This window comes from Nocardiopsis listeri NBRC 13360 (assembly GCF_001570765.1).
In the GTDB taxonomy this organism is placed as follows: Bacteria; Actinomycetota; Actinomycetes; order Streptosporangiales; family Streptosporangiaceae; genus Nocardiopsis; species Nocardiopsis listeri.
Map to the genome: position 1 here is coordinate 1 of NZ_BCSH01000067.1, position 19,886 is coordinate 19,886.

Here is a 19,886-nt window from a genome sequence, read left to right on the forward strand (position 1 = left end):
TCGGTGGTGGGCCGGACAATTGTTCCTGGTCGAAGACTCGGAGAGGTCTCGAACGGGTGTTTTTCCACACACGGGCATTGTGGTCCGGGCGAGTCGAGGTGATGATCTGTCTGTTCCACATAAGTGACGCATAACGGTCCGACGTTGGCGTTTTCCAGGGAAAGGAGGGGACGGTTGAACGACTCCATGATCTGGTCGATCCTGACCTTCGGTGTGTACCTCGTCGGGATGGTCGCGATCGGCCTTTGGGTCTACAAGCGCACCGTCTCTCAGTCCGACTTCGTGCTCGGCGGCCGGCAACTCAACAGCTGGGTCACCGCCCTCAGCGCCAACGCCAGTGACTTCAGTGGTTGGCTGCTGCTGGGGCTTCCCGGAGCCATCTACGTATCAGGCCTCGGCGAGGCCTGGATCGCGGTCGGGCTGGCCTCCGGTTTCGCCGGTAGCTGGATCCTTCTCGCTCCGCGACTCCGCGTCTACACCGAGCGGGTCACCGACGCCCGATCCGGTGGGGAAGCCGACTCCCTCACGCTCTCCTCCTTCATGGAGAACCGTTTCAACGACCCCACCCGATTGCTGCGCGGGGTCTCCGCCATCCTGATCATCGTCTTCTACTTCTTCTACGTCGCCTCCGGCCTCGTGGCGATGGCCTCGCTCTTCGACATGATCTTCGGGCTCTCGCCCGCACCCGCCATCGCGCTGGGTGTGGGCATCGTGGTGCTCTACACCGTCCTGGGCGGATTCCTCGCGGTCTCCTACACGGACGTGGTGCAGGCCGTCATGATGTGGCTGGCCCTGCTCATCGTCCCGGTGCTCGCCATCTCGCTCCTGGGTGGGTTCGGCGGGCTCGCGGACGGAGTCGGTGCCAAGGCCGACGGTCTGATGTCCGCGTTCGGTGGAACCTCCCTGGACGCCGACCTGGGCGCCTGGGTGAGCGCCGAGTCCTTCGGCTGGGTCGTCGTCATCTCCGGGCTGGCGTGGGGGTTCGGCTACTTCGGCCAGCCGCACATCCTCGCCCGCTACATGGGGATCCGCTCGGTGAAGGACATCCCCAAGGCCGCCGTGGTCAGCGTGGGCTGGGCGGTCTCCGCCATGGTCCTCGCGGTCCTGGTGGGCTTCATCGGCATCGCCTACTTCGACACCCCGCTCGGTGATCCGGAACAGGTCTTCCCGCGTTTGATCGAGGGCCTCTCCCACCCGGCGGTGGCCGGGCTCCTCCTGGCCGCCATCCTGGCCGCGGTCATGAGCACGGCCGACTCCCAGCTGTTGGTCGCCGCCTCGGCCATCACCGAAGACGTCTACAAGGGCTTCATCAACAAGGACGCGGGCCCCCGCCTCCTCCTGTGGGTCAGCCGCGGCACCGTCGTGGTGGTCGCCATCGTCGCGGCCCTGGTCGCCCTGTTCGGTAACAGTTCGGTCATGGACCTGGTCGGCTACGCCTGGGCCGGGTTCGGCGCGGGCTTCGGTCCGGTGCTCCTCATGGCCGTCTTCTGGAAGCGCATGACCTGGGCGGGCGCCCTCGCCGGCATGGTCGCCGGCGGTGGCATGGCCATCCTCTGGGACTTCATCGACGAGGCCTTCCTGGGCTGGGGCCTGTACGCCATGGTCCCCGCGGTCATCCTCAGCTTCCTCTGCATGGTCGTCTTCAACGGCCTGGGCAAGGTCAGCCCGCAGATGGAGGCCGACTTCGACCGCGTCGAGGCCGAGCTCAAGAACGGTGGCAGGGACGAAGAGCCCACCCCCACCGCCTGAGTCCGTCGGGACACCGGACCGTCAAGAGTCCACAGGTCCTGTAACGAACGGCTTCCGGGCCCGTGTCGCGTGCGGCACGGGCCCGGCCGCGCTCTGGCGTCCGCCGGTCCCGGAGCGGTAGAACGGTGACATGTCGTCACCGACGGAACACCCGGCAGCCTGGACCCGCACCGACGTCCCCGAAGGGCTGGGGCTCGGCACCCTCCTGCCCGAGCCCGATGGTTTCCGCCTGGAGGCCGGGGAGACCGTCGTCGAGGACGGGGGCCGGTTCTTCACCCGTTTCACCGTGCGAACGGACCTGGCCTGGGCGACCACGGAGGTCCGCGCCGAGGTTCTTTCCGCCGGCGGCACGGAATCGCTCACCCTCCGGGCCCAAAGCGGCCACTGGAGCGATGGCAACGGCCGTGCACTGCACGAACTGGTGGGCTGCCTCGACGTCGACGTCGCCGCCACGCCGCTCACCAACACCCTCCCCATCCGCAGACTGGGCCTGAGACCGGGGGAGCACCGCGACATCACGGTCGTGTGGATCGACGTCCCCTCCCTGCGTGTCAGACGTGTTCGCCAGCGCTACATCCGGCACGCGGCCGAGGGCGGCCTGGAGTGGTACACGTACCGAGACCCCCTGCACGGCGAGTACCGGATGTCCGTGGACGGGGACGGTGTGGTGGTGGACTACGAACGCTTCGCCCGCAGGATCCACCCCGGTTCCTGACCCCCTCGACGCCTTCCCTTCCGCGACGACCACTCGATCCCGAGGGGATCGAACGGACGCCGGGAGCGGGGATTATCGAAGCGCCGACCCTGGAAACCCGCACGTAACACGAGGCGGGCGATAATCGAGGGGAACAGCCGCAGTACATCGAGGGAGCACACGTGACCGAGACCGATTCGAGCCGGGCGCGCGACGAGATCATCCGCGACCTCGGGGTCCCCGCCGACTTCGACGTCGACGCCGAGATCGAGCGCCGTGTCGCCTTCCTCACCGAGAGGCTCACCACGACCGGAGCGCGCGCTCTGGTGCTGGGCATCAGTGGTGGTGTCGACTCGCTCGCCGCGGGGCGACTGTGCCGACTGGCCGTGGACCGTGCCCGTGAGTCCGGGCACGAGGCCGAGTTCGTGGCGATGCGCCTGCCCTACGGCATCCAGAAGGACGAGCAGGACGCCGTCCGCTCCGTCGAGTTCGACGCACCCGACCGCTGCCTCACCGTGGACGTACGGCCCGCCACCGACGCGATGGCGTCCGCCCTCGATGGTTCCGGTATGAGCTACGCGGACGGCGCCGCCGAGGACTTCGTGGTCGGCAACGTCAAGGCCCGTGAACGGATGATCGCCCAGTACGCCGTGGCCGGTGGCCTGGGTGGTCTGGTGGTCGGCACCGACCACGCCGCCGAGGCCGTCACCGGGTTCTTCACCAAGTACGGCGACGGCGCGGCCGACCTGGTCCCGCTGGCCGGGCTCACCAAGCGCCGGGTGCGCGCGGTCGCCGCGGCGCTCGGCGCCCCCGAGGACCTGGTCCACAAGGTGCCCACCGCCGACCTGGAGACACTCACCCCGCAGAAGCCGGACGAGGAGTCCCTCGGCCTCACCTACGAGCAGATCGACGACTTCCTGGAGGGACTGCCCGTCGACGACGAGGTGACCCGTCTCCTGGTGGGCCGTTACCGCTCCACCGCCCACAAGCGGGCCATGCCGACCGCTCCCTGACCGCCGCAGTCCCTTTCGGCCGTCGCCTTCACGGGCGCGGCCCGCCGGTCGGTGGTGCCATGGTCCCGGCATCGTTATCCACAGGCATCTGACCGGTGGGCCGCGGATCGGGTATTTTCTCTCCAAGCCCTTCCGGCAACCGTCCTCTCGGATGCAAGGTGGTGCAGGCCCCACCCCGGTGGGTGGGTCTGGCGCCGCCGAGGAGGGGTTCCTGCGCCATCGCGACCGAACGGCCTCCGCGCCTAGGGTCGTTTTCGACGACGCGTCATCGAGTGCCACTCGCGGTCTCACTCCAGGGCCTCCGCGGGGACGTGTCGACACCCCCTGTATCCCGGTCACCGCGACCAATGGGCGCCTTCGTGCGCTCACCGGTCGTGCGGGACGACCAAGGAGCGACATACCGATGACCATGACCGTCGAACCCGCGGGTGGGCGACCGCCCACCACCGCAGCCGAGGCCGCCGCGCCCGCGCCACGCACCCGCGACCGCTTCCTCGACGTACTGCGTCTGTTCGTCATGGTCCTGGTGGTGAGTCAGCACTGGTGGCTTCCGGTGCTCAGTGTGCAGACCCAGGGCGAGCTGTCCGCGGGCAGCGTGCTCAGCTCCGAGGGCGGCTTCGCGCTCACCTGGATCTCCCAGGTCATGCCCTTGATCTTCTTCGTGGGCGGCGCCGCCAACTACTTGAGTTGGCGTTCGGCCTCGGGACGGGGCGAACACGCCCGGGTGTGGTGGGCCAAGCGGCTACGCCGGCTCGCCTGGCCGGTGGTGCCCCTCGCGGTCGTGTGGATCGTGGCCTGCCACCTGATCGTCCTGAGTGGGGCGCCGGCGCAGCCGGTCCTGGTCGGCGCGGGTGCCGCGGGCATGATCCTGTGGTTCCTGGCCTCCTACGTCATCGTGGTCATGGCCACGCCGTTGCTGGTCGCCGCGCAGAAGCGGTTCGGTTGGTGGGTTCCGGCGGTACTGCTCGCCTGCGCGGTGGTCGTGGACACGCTTCGGTTCAACTCCGGGGTCGAGTGGCTCGGCTACCTGAACGTGGCGTTCGTCTGGCTGGGCGTGCACCAGATGGGGTTCCGATACGCGACCGGTTCGATCGGCAAGGCACAGGCCGCCGGATTGGCCGTCGTGGGTGGCGCGGCCGCTCTGCTGCTGGCCTGGTTCGGTCCGTACTCGCTGAACATGACGGGGGTGTTCGCGGCCGAGACCTCGAACGTCGCCCCGCCCACCCTCGTCCTGGCGGCGCTGGGGGCCCTCCAGATCGGCGTCTCCGTGCTGCTGCGCGACGTGATCTCCGCCTGGGTGAACCGACCAGGGCTCGCGCGGATGATGGACCGGATCAGCCCGCAGTTGATGACCGTGTACCTCTGGCACATGTTGCCGATCAGTGTCGTCGCCGGTGTGCTGGTCTTCGGTCTGGGCATCGACACCCCCGAACCGATGACCGGTCTGTGGCTGCTGTGGGGCGTCCTCGGGATGGTGGTGTTGATCCCGCTCATCCTGCCGTTGACGCATTGGGCGGTGCGCTTCGAGGAGCCACCACGGATGCTCAAGGGCGATCCCGGCCTGATCCGGGTGCTGGCCGCCGCGGCCCTGATCGGTGGGGGGCTGCTGGTCCTGACGGTGGGTGGCCTCGGATTCGGTCCGCTGCCGGTGCTCGGTCTGATCGCGGTCATCTGCGGTCTACTGCTCACCGCCGCACCGCGCGCCCGAGTGCGGGAAACCGTACGCGAAGCGGTCGGCGCCTGACCACCGGGTGAATCGGCCGGCGCGGAGCGTCGACGGGAGGCCACCTCTTGTCCAGATCCACACCCGAACGGTGTGGCGCGCCGGGCGCGCCAGGGTAGACACGACCAATGGACCCCAGACACATCGCCTACGAACGACACGGCAGTGGACGACCGATCGTCCTCCTGCACGGACTCGGGGACCGCAGGCAGAGCTGGCGGGCCGTGGCGCCGCAGTTGGTGGCCGACTACGAGGTGGTCTCCATCGACCTGCCGGGTTTCGGTGAGTCGCCGGCGCCCGCCAGGGACGAGCCCTACGACGTGCACGGCCTCGTGCGGGTGGTCCGGGAGTTCTGCGCGCTGCACGGCCTCCAGCACCCGCACCTGGCGGGCAACTCGCTGGGTGGTTCGATCGCGTTGGAGTTGGGCGTCCAGGGGGTCGCCGGTTCGGTCACGGTGTTCTCACCCGCGGGGTTCTCGGACAACCTCGCACGTTGGGGCATGCGCACCGTGGGGATGGTCGCCAACCTGGCCACCCGGATCCCGATGCCGATCAAGGAGCGTCTGGCGGACACCCCGCCCGCCCGGGCGGCGGCCCGGGTCGCCCTGCGCGGGGACCCCTCCTCCCCGGAGGCGAAGGCCACCAGGTTCGGTGTGCGGGGGCTCGAACCCGGCGCCCCGTACGTGCGCATGGTGCCCAAGATCGCCGAGTACGACTTCGTCTCGCGCCCGATCGACTGTCCGGTCACGATCGCCTGGGGCGACCACGACCGGACCCTGCTGCCCTCCAGCGCGCGGCACGCCCACGAGCGGGTTCCGTCGGCCCGCATGGTGTCGTTGCTCGGGGCCGGTCACATCCCGATGGCCGACGACCCGCTCGCGGTGGCCGAACAGATCAGATGGACCTGTAACGCCGCAGATCGGCTGGTCGCTCGGATCAGGTGAACCGGAACCCTCCCTCGGAGCCGATCACCTGGCCGGTGATCCACGCCGCCTCGTCGGTGGCCGGCCAGGACAGTAGCCGTGCGGGGTCGTCCGGTTCACCCAACCGCCCCAGCGCGAACATGGGCACCACCCGTTCCAGGAGTTCCCCCTCGATGTAGCCGGTCTGCACCGGACCCGGGTCGACCGTGTTGACGGTGATGCCGCGTGGCCCCGGTTCCGCCGTGATGGTGGGGGTGATCTGGGGGAGGGTTCCGTCCCCGCCCCAGGGGTGCGACTCGTCGTACGGGCGGAAGCGGTGGAGCATCACGCAGGCCACGCAGGCCACGCAGGCGGCGAGCGACCGCGTAGCCGATGCCCTCACGTCGGCCGGCGCCGGTGACCAGGGCGACACGTTCACGGGGAGGGGGAGCGGGTCCCGCGCGTACGGTGGGTCGGGGAGAGGGTGGCCCATGTTCGTCTCCTGTCGGTCGGGTGCGCGGTGTGGTGCTTCCTCGGACGGCGGCACTTCTGTCACCCGTTCGGTGAGAACGCCATCGCTTTTCGAACCCGCACACGGGTCTGGACCGGACATCGTGGGCGACCGCCCCGGCTTCGGGCCGATTCACCCGGCCCCTTGGTCTTTCCCGAGGTGGTCGGTGCGGGATAGCGTTGCGCGCGGAACAACTCCCCGAGGAGGCACTGGTTTGACCGCATCGACACACCCGGTCCCGGGAGGGGCCGTGTGGCTGAGGGAGCAGGAGCGAGGCCTGGTGGGCTTCGCTTCCGGGGCCGCGGTCCCGGAGGGCTTCGGCTGGTTGGACGCGAAGGGCGGGGTGGAGCCCGAACGCGCGACCGCCGCCTGGATCACCTCGCGCATGACCCACGTGTTCTCCCTGGCGCACCTGCGAGGGGTCCCCAACGCCGCCGATCTCGCCGATCACGGGCTGGCCGCACTGGCGGGTCCGCTACGCGACGCGGAGCTGGGCGGATGGTTCGAGGAGGTGCCGGAGGGCGGAGATCCCAGAAGTCTTCGGGAGCGCTCCCAAGCGCTGCCGGAGAAGGCCGCCTACCCGCACTCCTTCGTGGTCCTGGCCACCGCCAGCGCCGCCCACGCCGGACGTCCGGGGGCACGTGCCCTGCTGGACGAGGCCCTCGGCGTCATAGAGGAGAGGTTCTGGGAACCCGACGCCGAGTGCGTTCGGGAGAGCTGGGACGCCGACTGGACCACTACCGAGCCCTATCGTGGCGCCAACAGCGCGATGCACTGCGTGGAGGCCTTCCTCGCCGCGGCCGACGTCACCGGCGCCACCCTGTGGACCCGTAGAGCGCTCGCGATCGCCGAGCGTTTGATCCACGGGGTGGCCGCCGACCACGACTGGCGGCTGCCCGAGCACTTCACCCCGGACTGGACACCCCTTCCGGACTACAACCGGGACCACCCGGACCACCCCTTCCGGCCGTTCGGTAGTACCACCGGTCACCTGCTCGAATGGGCCCGGCTGCTGGTGCACCTAGAACTCGCCCTGGAACGGGCCGGCGAACCGGTGCCGGACTGGCTGCTCACCGACGCCGAACTCCTCTTCGACAATGCCGTCCGACGAGGCTGGAACGTCGACGGGGCCGAGGGGTTCGTCTACACGCTCGACTGGCAGGACCGACCGGTAGTGCGGCAGCGCATGCACTGGGTGGTGGCGGAGGCGACCATGGCCGCGTGGGTCCTGGCCGAACGCACCGGCGGGGAGAAGTACACCGAGCACCTGGACCGTTGGTGGGCCTACGCCGACCGGCACCACGTGGACCGGGAGAACGGGAGTTGGTGGCACGAGTTGGATCCGCAGAATCGGCCGTCGGGGTCGGTGTGGGCGGGCAAACCGGACGTCTACCACGCCTACCAGGCGGTGCTGTTGCCCCAGATCGGTCTGTCCACCTCGCTCGCGGCCGCCCTGCCCGCCCGTGATGTCGACGGGGGTGCGGAGTGAACGAGCCGGCACCCGCCCGACTCGTGGTGGTCGGGGAGAACGTCATGGACCTGCTGCCCACCCGGCACGGCCCTCAGGCCCTGTGGGCGGCCCCCGGTGGTGGTCCCGCCAACACGGCGGTCGCCGCGTCCCGACTGGGTCTGCCCACCCGGCTCCTGGCCCGGATCGGCTCCGACGGGTTCGGGTCGATGATCCGGGAACGCCTCCTGGGTGAAGGGCTGGATCCGGCCGGACTCGTCGACGCGGACGAACCATCCGCCCTGGCCCTGGCCACCCTGGCCGCGGACGGGTCGGCGAGCTACGACTTCCGGATGGACGACGCCGCCGACTGGCGTTGGCGATCCGATGAGCTGCCCGAGACCCTGGAACCCGAGGTCGTCGCGGTGCACGCCGCCTCGATCGCTCTGTTCCGTGAACCCGGAGCCTCCCTCATCGAGGCCCTGCTGCGTCGCGAACACGGGCGGGGCCGGGTGACCATCACACTCGACCCGAACATTCGCGCGGCTGTGATCGGTGATCGGTCCGACGCCCGCGCCCTGGCCCTGCGGCACGCCGCCCAGGCGCACGTGGTCAAGGCCAGCGACGAGGACCTCGACTACCTCTACCCCGACCACACCCTGGAACAGGCCGCCTCGGCCCTGGCGGCACTCGGCCCGGCCCTGGTCGTGGTCACCCGGGGAGCCGAGGGCGCCTTCGCCCTCTCCCACGGAGTGTCGGCCTCGGTGTCGGCCCCGAAGACGGAGGTGGTGGACACCGTCGGCGCGGGTGACTCGTTCATGGGCGCCCTCCTGCACCGGTTGGACCTGGACGGTCGGTTGGGGGATTCGCCCCGGGAACGTCTGGCCGGTCTGACGGAGGCGGACTTGGAGGCGCTGTTGACGCACGCGGCCACGGCGGCCGCGCACACGGTCACCCGGGAGGGTGCCGAGCCGCCCACGAGGGAGGAATTGAACGCCGCCTTGGCCCGGGCCACGGCCGGATAGCGTTCGCAGGCCCCCGGCCGCACCGGGCCCCGTGTGCCCGGTGCGGCCTTTTCGGTGGGTTCTGGTGGGTCAACCGAGCAGGGTGATCAGGGGTTGGACGGCGGCGCCGGCGATGGCGGCCAGGGCGTAGCCGGTCAGAAGATGGCCGATGCGGCGGCGGGGTTTGCGGTGGCTCGCCGGACGGCGGGGGTGGTCGGACCTGCGCGGCAGCGGCGGAGGCGGTGCCTGTTCTCGGCGTGGGTGCGGGATCGGGAGCGGGTGAGCGGGCTCGGCTTCTTCGGTGGGTTCGATGTCCTTGTCGGGTTCCCGGGCCGGTTCCGGTGCGGGGGTGCGGTCGGGTACCTGGTCGTGCCACCACGGGGGCTGTTGGGGCCGGTCGGGTTCTTCGGCTCGTCGGGCGGCGGCGACGCGCATCCATTCGGGTAGGTCTCCGCGTTCGAGGCGTCGGCGTAGTCCGGGGGTGTCGGGCATGTGGGCCAGGAGGGCGCGTTCCCTGGGGGTGCGTCCCAGCGAAACCAGCGGCGGCAGCGGGTCAGGCGTGGTTGCGGCCGGCGGGTGCTGTGCGGGACGCGGTACAGGTCGGGTGCCAGGGCGATGTGGGGTGTGGCTGAACCGGTGGCCTCGGGGTGCGTCCAGGACTCGGCGCAGGTCCATGGGTATGGTCGCGTTGCTCATCGCCCACCCCCGCAAACGCAAGTGGTGGTCGAGGCGGTGGGGGTGGGGTAGGTGAATTCGGCCGACAGCACGGTGCCGAGCACGGCGGGCAAAGCCGGATCGGCCCACCGTTGGGTGCCCCACTCACTGGCCGGTTGGTGGATGAGCAACAGGCCGCGCCCGGATTCGGCCTCTTCCCATTCCTCGATGGAACGCCGGGCCGGCGGGCACACCGGACGGGCGTCCAGGGGTCCGTCGTCGATGACCGACAACCGCACCGTGGTCTCACGCCCCATCACGAGCGGGGTGGAGAGCAACCGGACCACCGTGCCCCCGGGCCGCTGGGAACGCGAGTGCGTGACGGCGTTGGCGAAGGCTTCGCCGGCGCACAACTCGATGTCCTCGGCCAGAGGGCGGGGGACCCCGGCCAGAGCGTGCAGGTCAGAGCGCAGTTCTGCCCGGAAGCGGGTGCAGGTGGACGGGTTTCCGGGGTAGTGGCGGGCTTGCCAGCGCCGCCCCGGGTAGGCGGGCGTGGGGATTTCAGGGAGAATGGACATGTCGGCAACTCCTGGTTGAAGGGTTGGTTGTCGGCTGGCCCTGGCGGGTGGTGATAGCACCCGTCAGGGCCTTCTTCATGTCCGACGTCGGACATGTTGCCCGCGAAGGGCGGCCAGTCCGTACTCGCTGTTCTGCGCAATCCCCTGCGCCAGCGGGGAGAACTAGCCATAGTCAGAGTATGACTCTGCGTGACCTGCTTGGCAAGGCTAATTGGCAACTCTAATTATGTAGGATGACCTCATGTCGATAGCAAGCCCCACCGTCGCCCAATGGCAGTTGGGCCGCGAACTCCAACAGCTACGCGCACAGCACGCGCTGACGATCACCCAGGTCGCGAAGGTCCTTGAGGTGACTACCTCCACGGTGAGCCGGTGGGAGTCCGCCGAGCGTGTGCCCAGAGAGAAGGAACTGCGACAGCTGGCGCGGCACTACGAACTCCCCGATCGGGAATCCGAAGCCCTGCTCCAGCTACGACGACAGGCCGGCAAGCGCGGCTGGTGGCAGTCCTACGACTTGGAACAGCGCTACGGAACCTTCATCGGCTTGGAAGCCAGCGCCTCTGAGATCGAGGCTTACACCAGCACAGTCGTCACCGGCCTGTTCCAAACCGAGAACTACGCCCGCGCCATCATCAGCGGGGTAGACAGCAGTGTGACGGCGGACGAACTTGAACGACAGATCGAAGTTCGGCATGAACGCGTTAGTCAGAACCTGGCTGGAGACGGCCCCAATATGTGGGTGATCCTCGGTGAAAGTGCAGTCCGCCAGCAGGTGGGAGGCATGGAGGTCATGCGTGAACAGATCACGCACTTGTTGGAGCTGTCCGAACACCCCAGAATCACTCTTCAGGTGATACCGCACGAAGCGGGCGCGCATGTCGGCATGGTCGTGCCGACCTTCATGATTCTCAGGCTGCCTCAGAACGGGCTTTCAACCGTATACGTGGAGGGTTACCGGAGTAATCTTTTCCTTGAGAACTCCGAAGATCTACGCAGCCACGAGATGATCTTCAACCAGCTTCGGTTGGCAGGGGTCGGTGGCAACATGCTGCGGACCTTGCTATCCAGCATCCGCAAGGAACTGTAGAGAGACGAGCGATGACGCCAAAGCACCAGGTCAGCATTTCCAGCGCAGCGAACTGGAGGAAGGCGAGCTACAGCGCCAGCCAGACCGCTTGCGTCGAGGTGGCGGACTGGCCGACCGGTGCCGCTGTCCGCGACACCCAGAACCGTGAGCTGGGTGCGCTGATCTACAACCGGGCCGAGTGGAACGCCTTCCTCCACACCGCCAAGAGCGACCTGCGCTGACCGAAGACGAGCAGGGGCGCGGGCCGGGGTGGGCCCGTTGTCCACAGGCTGTGGAAACACGACGGCCAGGGATGGCCCGCGCGTGGCTCCTTCGACTCGTGGGGCCTCTGCGAACGCGCCCACCTCGTGCCATCCGAGAACACGCACCGGCCTCCCAAAGGCAGTGGAAAGCCACCGATGGTGGCATGTGTCCTATTTGCCTGTTTCGCGGGTTGGGTGTTGCCCGCACGTAACGTCTTGATAACCCGGGCGGCCGTGTTCGAGCGGTGCCCAGGGGGCTTTCGAGGGTGGAGGCGGGCCGCCGGCCTCTTCGGGGCGAAGCGGTGGAACCACAGGTGGAGTAAGGGTTACAAGACCTCCAAGGCCTCTTCGTGAGGCCCTCTTTCGCTCCCGTGAACCCCTGGTGCGAGGTGCCTCGTGCGACTCGGTACGGGCATCGGTGAAACGACCAGTGTGCCTGGTCGAACCTGCCGGAACCGGGTCCCTCTGTGCAACGGTGTGACACGTGGCACACATGTACACGGATCCCCCCGGTCCACGTCTTCGCGGACGGGACGCCGAACAGCGGACACTCGCCGACGCACTGGGCGACGCGAGGTCCGGACGAGGTGTGTCCATGCTGTTCACCGGCGGCCCCGGCCTCGGCAAGACCACCCTCCTCGAACACGCCCGCACCATCGCCGGTGATTTCACCGTCCTGCACGTGGCCGGTGTCGCCGACGAGTCGGACATCCCCCTCGCCGGGCTGCACCGACTCCTCAGACCCGTCGAAGCCGCGCTGGACCGGCTCGGGAAGGACCGACGCGACCTCCTCCGAGAGGCCGTCACCCGAGGAGGCGTCGCCGAGTCCGACCGGTTCGCCCTCTCCACCGCCCTCCTCGACCTGGTCTCCCTGATCGCCGCGGAGCAGCCCCTCCTCATCTGCGTCGACGACGCAGACCTGCTCGACACCCCCACACTCGACGCCCTCGCCTTCACCGCCCGGCGGCTCACGGGCACCGCCGTCGCCCTCCTCTTCGCCGCCCAGGACGGGCGCGGCAACCCCACCGACGCCCAGGTCGTCCCCGGCCCCACCGGCAACGGAGCCCGCGAACCCGTCGTCCACGGCGTCACCGAACACCCGCTCGCCCCGTTGAGCGACCGCGCCGTCCACGACCTGCTCACCGACCGGGCGCCGGCCCACCTGGCCTCCTCGGTCCGTTCCGCACTCGTGCGCGCCTGCCACGGCAACCCCGCCGCGCTGCTCGGGTTCCTCGGCGGACTGAGCACGGCCCAGGTCCAGGGCGAGAAGGCGCTACCCGAACCACCACCCCTCCCGGCGCGGCTCCGTTCGGCGCTCCTCGCCCCGTACGTCGCGCTGCCCGACGGCACCCGGGACGTGCTGTTGCTCGCCGCCCTGTCCGCCGACCCCCGACTCCACCTGGTCCTGGCGGCCGCCGGACCCGACTCGACCATCTCCGTCCTGGAGCCCGCCGAGGAACGCGGCCTGGTCGTCGTGGACGTCGACACAGTCACCTTCACGGATCCGCTGCTGCGTGACACGATCCCCCAGGGCACACCCATCGGCCGGCTTCGCGCCGCCCATCGCTCCCTGGCCGCCGTCACCGATCCCGAGTTCGCGCCGGTGGAGTTCGCCCGGCACACCGCGCAGGGGGCCCGGGCCCCCGACACCGACCTGGCCGACCGGGTCGCGGTCGCCGCGCGTCGCGCCAGACGCCTGGAGGGCCCGCTGGCGGCCTCACTCACCAGCGAACGCGCCGCCGCACTCACCCCGGAGGCGGACGAGCGCGCATGTCGCCTCTCCAGCGCCTCCCACAAGGCCTACCTCGCCGGGGACACGGGCCGGGCGTCCCGGCTGCTCGCTCAGGCCAGGCCACTCGCCGTCTCGGACCGACGCCGGGCCATCATCGACCTCATCGACGCCCAGTCGCGGATGCGCGACTCCAACGCCATCGACGCCGCCGAGCGCCTGTTCGAGATCGGCCGCGACTTGGCCCCGCACGACCGGAACCTGGCCCTGCGTGCGCTGGCCCGCGCCGCCGACAGCGCCTCCTACGCCGGCGACCCGGTACGCCACGACCGCGCCGCCGACCTGGCGGTCCGTCTGGTGCGACCGGACGACCCCACCCCGATGCGGTTGACCTCGGCGTACCTGGAGGGGTGCAGCATCTCCTTCCGGGGCGACTACCCCGGGTCCACGCCGCTGCTGCGAGAGGCGGTCCGGCTCTCCGCCGAGGTGTCCACCCCCACGGAGCTGGTGTGGGCCGGCATCTGCGGTCTGCGACTGGGCGACGCGCCCTTCGTCCGCAGCGTGACCTCACGCGCGGCGGAGAACGCCCGGGCTCGCGGAGAGCACACCTTCGCCCCCTCGGCCCTGGCCTTCCTCGTCTTCTCCGAGTTCTGGAGCGGGCGTTTCCCCTCCGCCGCCGGGACCGCTCTGGAAGGGTTGAGGGCCTCCCGGGAGACCGGGCAGTCCATCTGGGCGACCCAGAACCTGGCGTCACTGGCGATGATCGCCGCCATCCAGGGCGACGTCGAAACCTGCCGGATCCGCGCACGTGCGGTCGCCACCCAGGCCGGGGAGAACAGCCTTGGTCTTCCCGCCGCCCTGGCCTCCTGGGCGCTGGCGGTCCTGGAACTGTCCCGAGGCAACGCCGCCGACGCCTTCTTCCGGTTGCGCTCCCTGGTGCACGCCGGACCCGGGAACGGGCACCCCACCATGCGGTTGCTCACCGCCCCGCACTTCGTGGAGGCGGCGGTCCGCATGGGCGAGACGGAGTGGGCACGCGCCTCCCTGGCCGGATACCGGGGCTGGGCCGAGTCCGTGGACAGCCCGAGCGCCCTGGCCTTGGCCGCGCGCGGGGACGGCCTCCTCACCACGGGCGAGGAGGCGACCGACCACTTCGGGACCGCCTTGGCCCTGCACCGGGCCTGCGGTGACGACGACGTCGAACACGCGCGCACCCAGCTGCTGTTCGGCGCCCACCTGCGACGGGGACGCCTGCCCGGCCGGGCCCGCGAGCACCTGTACAACGCCTTGGAGACCTTCGAACGTTTCGGGGCGCGGCTGTGGGTCCGGCAGACCCGCGCCGAGCTGCGCGCCATCGGTACCTCCGAACGCGGACCCGAGACACCACCCACCGGGGAGCTGACCGCGCAACAACAGCAGATCGCACGGTTGGTCGCGGAAGGCGCCACCAACCGTGAGGTGGCCGCGCACATGTTCATCAGCCCGCGCACCGTGGAGCACCACCTACGCGGCATCTTCCGCAAGCTCAACATCAGGTCCCGGGTGGATCTGGCCCGCCTCTTCAACTGAAGGGGGAGGCATCCCGGTCCGGACGCGATGGGGCGGACGGATCACCGTAACGTGCCGACCGGTCGGTACGTCCGGCCCGTCACCAGAAAGGCAGTCATGAAAACGACAGCACCGGAACACCTCCTGAGAGCGGACGGGGTGACCGTGCGCTTCGGAGGCCTCACCGCGCTCGAGGACGTCGGACTCCACGTCGCGCCGGGCTCCGTCGTCGGACTCATCGGCCCCAACGGCGCGGGCAAGACCACCCTGTTCAACGTCCTGTCCGGGGTCCTGCGCCCCACGGCCGGGACCATCTCCTGGAAGGGACAACCACCGCCCGGACGCCGCACCCACCACCTGGCCAAGGCCGGCATCGCCCGCACCTTCCAGGGGCTCAACCTCTTCCCGATGATGCCCGTGATCGCGAACGTCATGGTCGGGGCGGACCGGCTCGCGGGCGGTGGCCCGTTCTCCCTGATCAGCGGGCTCGGCCGACACCACAAGGACGAGAGGGAGCTCCGAGAGCGTGCCTTGGCGACCCTCGAACGGTTCGGTATCGCCGAGTACGCCGCGCGCCTGCCCGGCACCCTTCCCTACGGCGTGCAGAAGCAGGTCGCCCTGGCCCGCGCCTGCGTGGGCGAGCCGGAACTGCTTCTCCTCGACGAACCCGCCGGCGGCCTGTCCGGGCGGCAGATGAACGCCCTCGCCGAACAGATCCGCGGTTTCAGCCGGGACATGGCGGTCGTCCTCGTCGAACACCACATGGACCTGGTCATGGACGTGTGCGACCACATCTTCGTCCTCGACTTCGGCAAGGTCATCTCCGCCGGCACCCCCGACCAGGTGCGGGCCGACCCCGTCGTCACCCAGGCCTACCTCGGCACCCCCGCCGACGAGACACCGACCGACGGTGGACCCGTCGCCGTCGACCAGGGGCTCAACGGAACGCGACGGAACGGAGCCGCCCGATGAGCGCCGAACCCCTCCTGTCCATCCAAGGGCTGACCGCCCACTACGGTCCCGTCCGCGCCCTCGACGACGTCTGCCTGGACGTCTCAGGCCGGGGACTCTGCGCGGTGCTCGGCGCCAACGGCGCGGGCAAGACCACCCTGCTGCGCACCCTCACCGGACTGCACAGCGCCACCTCCGGCCGAGTGCTGCTCGAAGGTGAGGACATCACCCGGCTGCCGGCCGAGAAGGTCATCACCCGCGGGCTGGCCCACGTGCCCGAAGGCGGCGGCGTCATCGTCGAGCTCACCGTCGAGGAGAACCTGCGACTGGGTTCCCTGTGGCGCTCGGACCGACGCGACCGCACCACGTTCGACCAGGTCCTGGAACTCTTCCCGCCCCTGGTGGAACGGCGCAACAGGTCCGCGAGCACGTTGTCCGGGGGCGAACGCCAGATGCTCGCCATCGGTCGCGCGCTCATGGCCCGCCCCAAGGTGCTGTTGCTCGACGAACCCTCGCTCGGCCTCGCACCGCTCATCACCAGGCAGATCTTCACCCTGCTGCGCGACCTGCGCGACCGTACCGGGCTCACCGTCGTCCTGGTCGAACAGAACGCCGCCGGCGCCCTGTCGGTCACCGACCACGGGTTCGTGCTCAATCAGGGCGGCGTCGCAGCGGAGGGCCCCTCCGCGAGCCTCCTCAACGACGACCGCACGCGCCACGCCTACCTCGGTTTCTGAGGGAGATCCCCATGACCCACTTCATCAACCTGACCCTGAACGGGTTGGCGTCCGGGGCGGCGTACGCGGCCCTCGCACTGTCCCTGGTCATCATCTACCAGGCCACCCGGCTGGTGAACTTCGCCCAGCCCGCTCTGGCCCTGGTGGCGGTCTACGCCGCCTACACCATCACGCAGCTCACCGGCTCCTACTGGATCGGGTTCGCCGCCGCCCTCATCGTGGGGCTGGTCGCGGGCGCACTCGTCGAGCGCGTCATCATCCGGCCCATCGCCAAGACCTCACAGCTCAACGCCATCATCGTCACCCTCGGACTCCTTCTGGTGATCCAGGGCGGTGTCGGCATGATCTGGGGCAACGAACAGCACGGGTTCAGCTACGCGTTCGGCTACGTGGGCCGCTTCTCGCCCGCGGACGTGTTCGCGCTGGCGGCCGTGGGCGCCGTCGCCCTCCTGCTCTTCCTGGTGTACCGGTTCACCCCGCTCGGCCTGCGCATGCGCGCCGCGGCCTTTCGCCCGGAGGCCGCTCGGCTCAGCGGGGTCAAGGTCGGCCTGATGCTCACCGCGGGCTGGGGCATCGCCTCCCTGATCGGCGCCCTCGCGGGCATGCTCGCCGGCCCCCCGTTCATCTCGCCCAACGTCTTCGACGTGGTGTTCGTCTTCGGGATCACCGCGGCCGTCGTCGGCGGCCTCGACAACCCCTTCGGCGCGGTCATCGGTGGTCTGCTCATCGGTCTCGGCATGTCCTACGTGTCCGGATACCTCGGGCCCGAGCTGGCCACCCTGTCCGCCCTCGTCATCGTCGTCCTCGTCCTGAGCGTGCGCCCCGACGGCATCCTGTCCCGGCCGACCGCGCGAAAGGTGTAGCAATGTCCCAGCCCACCGCACAGCGCGAGAAACGCACCGAGCCCACCGAGACCACGGCCGGCCCAGGCCCGTCCCGCTGGGCGGCACTGCCCCTACCCGTCCGACACCTGTCTGCGGCCGCGCTCGGCCTGGCCGTCGTCACCGGACTGCTGTTCGTCACCGGCGACCTCACCGCCCTGCGCATCGCCGCCATCGGGTACACCATGCTCGCCATCGCCGGGCTCCAGCTGCTGGTCGGTGGCTCCGGGCAGGTGTCCCTGGGGCACGGCGCGTTCATGATGATCGGCGCCTACGCGATGGCCCTGCTCGTGCTGCACCAGCCGATGCTGCCGATCAGCGCCAACCTCGGCGTCATCGTCGTGGTGTCGATCGTCGCCGGCGTCGCGGTCGGCGCGGCAACCGCCCGCCTGCACGGGCCCTACCTGGCCGGTGCCACCCTCATCCTCGCGGTCGGGCTACCCGGACTCGCGCACCGATTCCACGACCTCCTCGGCGGCAGCAACGGGCTCAACATCCGCACCGCCGGCGTCCCGCCCCTCCTCCAAGGCGTCCTCAGCACCAGCGAATGGCGGGCACTGGTCGTGTGGACGACCGTCGTCATCGGTTTGGCGGTACTCGCCACCATCTCCGCCGGTCGCCTCGGCCGTCGGATGCGCGCCATCCGCGACGACGAGACCGCCGCCGCCATGGCCGGCGTTCCCGTCGGCAGGACCAAGGTGGTCGCGTTCGTCATCGCCTCCACCGCCGGTGGTCTGGCCGGTGGTCTACAGGCCTACGTCCTGGGCACCGTCACCCCCAGCAGCTTCACGCTCGTGCTGTCACTGACCCTGCTCGCCGCGCTGGTGTTGGGCGGTATCGGCAGTCTGTGGGGCGCCCTGTGGGCGTCCATCGCCATCGTCTACCTACAGATCTGGGCGACCGACCTGGCACGGGCCATGGACCTGAGCCGTGACGCCGAGAACAACCTGCCCATCGTGTTCTTCGGCGTCGTGCTCATCCTCGTCCTCCGCTTTTGGCCCCTGGGTGTCCACGGGGCCCTCCAGAGCCTCAGAGCCCGCCTCCGAGCCCGCAACTCCTAACCCCCTTTCCAAAGGAGAGAACCATGCGTACACGCACCGGACCTCGGGCCCTTCTGGCTCCCGGACTGGCCCTGGTCCTGTTCGCCACCGCCTGCACGGGCGCGGGCGACGTCGGTGACAGCGCCGCGGTCGACCTCGACGTGGCCCCGGGCGTCACCGACGACGCCGTCGTCATCGGAACCCACCAACCCCTGACCGGACCGGCGTCGGCCGGGTACCTGGCGGTCTCCCAGGGGGCGGCGGCCGTGTTCGAGTTCGTCAACGCCCAGGGCGGGGTGAACGGACGCGAGATCGACTACCGGATCGAGGACGACGTCTACGACCCTTCCCAGACGATCGACGTCACCCGTCAGCTCGTCATCGAGGACGAGATCTTCGCGATGGTCGGTGGGCTGGGCACACCCACCCACAGCGGCGTCCTGGACTACCTGAACGAGGAGGGGGTGCCCGACATCTTCCCCTCCTCCGGCGCCCTGGCCTGGAACAACCCGGACGAGCACCCGCTCACCTACGGCTGGCAGACCGACTACACCAAGGAAGCGAAGATCCAGGGTGAGTACATCACCGAGAACTTCCCCGGCGAGTCGGTCGGTTACCTGTACCAGAACGACGACGTCGGTGAGGACTCCCAGACCGGGCTCGACCAGTACCTCAGCGACGACGTCGTCGCTCGTGAGCACTACGAGTCCGAGGTCAGCGACCTGAGCGCGCAGATCGCCGAAATGGAGAGCTCCGGCGCCGAGGTCGTCGTGTGCTCCTGTATCCCGGCGTTCGTCGCGCTGGGCATGCTGGAGGCCGCGCGGATCGGCTACGAACCCCAGTGGGTGGTCTCCAGCATCGGGGGTGACACCACGACCCTGCAGGGTCTGCTCGCGACGTTCACCGAGGGAAGCGACTCGGAGGACGTCCCGGCCGACGCGTTCCTGTCGGACATGCTGATCACCACCTACATGCCCCGGGTGGAGGACGAGGACGACGAGTGGGGACAGTTCTTCCTCTCGATCTACGACGAGTACGGCGAGGGCGACACCGTCACCAACACGCACGTCTTCGGCATGACCCAGGCCGTGATGTTCGCCCAGGTCCTCAAGTCCGCCGGCGAGGATCTCACCCGGCAGTCCCTGATCGACGCCATGGAGTCCCAGGAGTGGCAGGGCCCCGGCCCGGTGCCCTTCTCCTCCTCCGACGGTGACCACGGTGGCCACCAGGGCGTGTACGTGGTCCAGTACCAGGAGGGCGGCTCCATCGAGGTGGTCCAGGAGCCGCGTGTCACCGACCGTGAGGGCGGGGCCATCGAGGAGACCGACTTCGAGCCTTTGATGCCGGACACCCTGCCCTTCCACGACTAGTAGTGTTTTTTGGGGGCCTCCGCTGG

The 19,886-nt window shown here is 69.6% G+C and carries 18 protein-coding genes; 15 read left to right on the forward strand and 3 right to left on the reverse strand.

Annotation, left to right across the window (positions count from 1 at the left end; translation table 11 throughout):
* The first annotated feature begins 186 nt into the window (after window positions 1-186).
* The 5 genes from putP to NLI01S_RS19750 all read left to right on the forward strand — a co-directional run bounded on the left by putP (window position 187) and on the right by NLI01S_RS19750 (window position 6,123).
* Window positions 187-1,749, forward strand: a complete 1,563-nt coding sequence (gene putP / locus NLI01S_RS19730; protein ID WP_067606804.1) for a sodium/proline symporter PutP — start codon at window positions 187-189, stop codon at window positions 1,747-1,749.
* Between the two features lie 130 nt (window positions 1,750-1,879).
* On the forward strand, window positions 1,880-2,464 hold the full coding sequence (locus tag NLI01S_RS19735) for a putative glycolipid-binding domain-containing protein (RefSeq protein ID WP_067606772.1): 585 nt from the start codon (window positions 1,880-1,882) through the stop codon (window positions 2,462-2,464).
* Window positions 2,465-2,625: 161 nt separating this feature from the next.
* Window positions 2,626-3,456, forward strand: coding sequence for an ammonia-dependent NAD(+) synthetase (nadE, locus tag NLI01S_RS19740; protein WP_067606774.1), 831 nt, complete (start codon window positions 2,626-2,628; stop codon window positions 3,454-3,456).
* A 403-nt stretch (window positions 3,457-3,859) separates the two neighbouring features.
* Window positions 3,860-5,200: an acyltransferase family protein gene (locus tag NLI01S_RS19745; protein ID WP_067606776.1), complete on the forward strand. Its 1,341-nt coding sequence runs from the start codon at window positions 3,860-3,862 to the stop codon at window positions 5,198-5,200.
* A 107-nt stretch (window positions 5,201-5,307) separates the two neighbouring features.
* Window positions 5,308-6,123 (forward strand): alpha/beta fold hydrolase, encoded by an 816-nt coding sequence (locus tag NLI01S_RS19750; protein WP_067606778.1) that lies wholly within the window; start codon window positions 5,308-5,310, stop codon window positions 6,121-6,123.
* On the opposite strand, the gene NLI01S_RS19755 is transcribed toward NLI01S_RS19750, so the two are convergent.
* Window positions 6,116-6,574 (reverse strand): SDR family oxidoreductase, encoded by a 459-nt coding sequence (locus NLI01S_RS19755; RefSeq protein WP_084392732.1) that lies wholly within the window; start codon window positions 6,572-6,574, stop codon window positions 6,116-6,118. The two genes, NLI01S_RS19750 and NLI01S_RS19755, sit on opposite strands and share 8 nt — an antisense overlap.
* A 232-nt stretch (window positions 6,575-6,806) precedes the next feature.
* Here NLI01S_RS19755 and NLI01S_RS19760 point away from each other — a divergent pair, with 232 nt between their 5' ends.
* A complete protein-coding gene (locus NLI01S_RS19760) occupies window positions 6,807-8,081 on the forward strand; it encodes an AGE family epimerase/isomerase (RefSeq protein WP_067606780.1) in 1,275 nt (424 codons plus the stop codon).
* A 44-nt stretch (window positions 8,082-8,125) separates the two neighbouring features.
* A complete protein-coding gene (locus NLI01S_RS19765; RefSeq protein ID WP_371850623.1) occupies window positions 8,126-9,064 on the forward strand; it encodes a carbohydrate kinase family protein in 939 nt (312 codons plus the stop codon).
* Between the two features lie 69 nt (window positions 9,065-9,133).
* On the opposite strand, the gene NLI01S_RS19770 is transcribed toward NLI01S_RS19765, so the two are convergent.
* On the reverse strand, window positions 9,134-9,739 hold the full coding sequence (locus tag NLI01S_RS19770) for a hypothetical protein (RefSeq protein WP_157091082.1): 606 nt from the start codon (window positions 9,737-9,739) through the stop codon (window positions 9,134-9,136).
* The gene (locus tag NLI01S_RS19775) at window positions 9,736-10,275 is read right to left on the reverse strand and encodes an ATP-binding protein (protein WP_067606786.1); all 540 of its coding nucleotides are present in this window, start codon (window positions 10,273-10,275) and stop codon (window positions 9,736-9,738) included. Before NLI01S_RS19775 ends, NLI01S_RS19770 begins: the two co-directional genes overlap by 4 nt.
* 241 nt (window positions 10,276-10,516) lie before the next feature.
* Between NLI01S_RS19775 and NLI01S_RS19780 the strand changes: the two genes are divergently transcribed.
* The 8 genes from NLI01S_RS19780 (at window position 10,517) to NLI01S_RS19815 (ending at window position 19,860) form a co-directional block, all read left to right on the forward strand.
* Window positions 10,517-11,362 (forward strand): helix-turn-helix domain-containing protein, encoded by an 846-nt coding sequence (locus NLI01S_RS19780; RefSeq protein WP_067606791.1) that lies wholly within the window; start codon window positions 10,517-10,519, stop codon window positions 11,360-11,362.
* An 11-nt stretch (window positions 11,363-11,373) separates the two neighbouring features.
* A complete protein-coding gene (locus NLI01S_RS19785) occupies window positions 11,374-11,583 on the forward strand; it encodes a DUF397 domain-containing protein (RefSeq protein ID WP_067606793.1) in 210 nt (69 codons plus the stop codon).
* A 514-nt stretch (window positions 11,584-12,097) separates the two neighbouring features.
* On the forward strand, window positions 12,098-14,902 hold the full coding sequence (locus NLI01S_RS19790; RefSeq protein WP_084392734.1) for a helix-turn-helix transcriptional regulator: 2,805 nt from the start codon (window positions 12,098-12,100) through the stop codon (window positions 14,900-14,902).
* A gap of 96 nt (window positions 14,903-14,998) precedes the next feature.
* Window positions 14,999-15,853: an ABC transporter ATP-binding protein gene (locus NLI01S_RS19795; protein WP_067606795.1), complete on the forward strand. Its 855-nt coding sequence runs from the start codon at window positions 14,999-15,001 to the stop codon at window positions 15,851-15,853.
* The gene (locus NLI01S_RS19800) at window positions 15,850-16,569 is read left to right on the forward strand and encodes an ABC transporter ATP-binding protein (protein WP_067606797.1); all 720 of its coding nucleotides are present in this window, start codon (window positions 15,850-15,852) and stop codon (window positions 16,567-16,569) included. Before NLI01S_RS19795 ends, NLI01S_RS19800 begins: the two co-directional genes overlap by 4 nt.
* Window positions 16,570-16,580: 11 nt before the next feature.
* On the forward strand, window positions 16,581-17,432 hold the full coding sequence (locus tag NLI01S_RS19805) for a branched-chain amino acid ABC transporter permease (protein WP_067606798.1): 852 nt from the start codon (window positions 16,581-16,583) through the stop codon (window positions 17,430-17,432).
* A gap of 2 nt (window positions 17,433-17,434) precedes the next feature.
* Entirely contained in the window at window positions 17,435-18,511 is a 1,077-nt protein-coding gene (locus tag NLI01S_RS19810) for a branched-chain amino acid ABC transporter permease (protein WP_067606800.1), read from the forward strand.
* A 23-nt stretch (window positions 18,512-18,534) separates the two neighbouring features.
* Window positions 18,535-19,860 carry an ABC transporter substrate-binding protein gene (locus NLI01S_RS19815; protein WP_067606802.1) on the forward strand — a complete coding sequence of 442 codons (1,326 nt, stop codon included), beginning with the start codon at window positions 18,535-18,537 and terminating at the stop codon, window positions 19,858-19,860.
* The last annotated feature ends 26 nt before the right edge of the window (window positions 19,861-19,886 follow it).

Excerpts from the sequence above, each read along its gene's own strand:
- NLI01S_RS19815 (WP_067606802.1), top strand. The coding sequence starts at position 18,535 with ATGCGTACACGCACCGGACCTCGGGCCCTTCTGGCTCCCGGACTGGCC.
- NLI01S_RS19765 (WP_371850623.1), top strand. The coding sequence starts at position 8,126 with ATGGACCTGCTGCCCACCCGGCACGGCCCTCAGGCCCTGTGGGCGGCC.
- NLI01S_RS19805 (WP_067606798.1), top strand. The coding sequence starts at position 16,581 with ATGACCCACTTCATCAACCTGACCCTGAACGGGTTGGCGTCCGGGGCG.
- NLI01S_RS19775 (WP_067606786.1), bottom strand. The coding sequence starts at position 10,275 with ATGTCCATTCTCCCTGAAATCCCCACGCCCGCCTACCCGGGGCGGCGC.
- NLI01S_RS19755 (WP_084392732.1), bottom strand. The coding sequence starts at position 6,574 with ATGGGCCACCCTCTCCCCGACCCACCGTACGCGCGGGACCCGCTCCCC.
- NLI01S_RS19785 (WP_067606793.1), top strand. The coding sequence starts at position 11,374 with ATGACGCCAAAGCACCAGGTCAGCATTTCCAGCGCAGCGAACTGGAGG.
- NLI01S_RS19770 (WP_157091082.1), bottom strand. The coding sequence starts at position 9,739 with ATGAGCAACGCGACCATACCCATGGACCTGCGCCGAGTCCTGGACGCA.
- NLI01S_RS19745 (WP_067606776.1), top strand. The coding sequence starts at position 3,860 with ATGACCATGACCGTCGAACCCGCGGGTGGGCGACCGCCCACCACCGCA.
- NLI01S_RS19800 (WP_067606797.1), top strand. The coding sequence starts at position 15,850 with ATGAGCGCCGAACCCCTCCTGTCCATCCAAGGGCTGACCGCCCACTAC.
- putP (WP_067606804.1), top strand. The coding sequence starts at position 187 with ATGATCTGGTCGATCCTGACCTTCGGTGTGTACCTCGTCGGGATGGTC.
- NLI01S_RS19790 (WP_084392734.1), top strand. The coding sequence starts at position 12,098 with ATGTACACGGATCCCCCCGGTCCACGTCTTCGCGGACGGGACGCCGAA.
- NLI01S_RS19795 (WP_067606795.1), top strand. The coding sequence starts at position 14,999 with ATGAAAACGACAGCACCGGAACACCTCCTGAGAGCGGACGGGGTGACC.
- NLI01S_RS19780 (WP_067606791.1), top strand. The coding sequence starts at position 10,517 with ATGTCGATAGCAAGCCCCACCGTCGCCCAATGGCAGTTGGGCCGCGAA.
- NLI01S_RS19750 (WP_067606778.1), top strand. The coding sequence starts at position 5,308 with ATGGACCCCAGACACATCGCCTACGAACGACACGGCAGTGGACGACCG.
- NLI01S_RS19810 (WP_067606800.1), top strand. The coding sequence starts at position 17,435 with ATGTCCCAGCCCACCGCACAGCGCGAGAAACGCACCGAGCCCACCGAG.
- NLI01S_RS19735 (WP_067606772.1), top strand. The coding sequence starts at position 1,880 with ATGTCGTCACCGACGGAACACCCGGCAGCCTGGACCCGCACCGACGTC.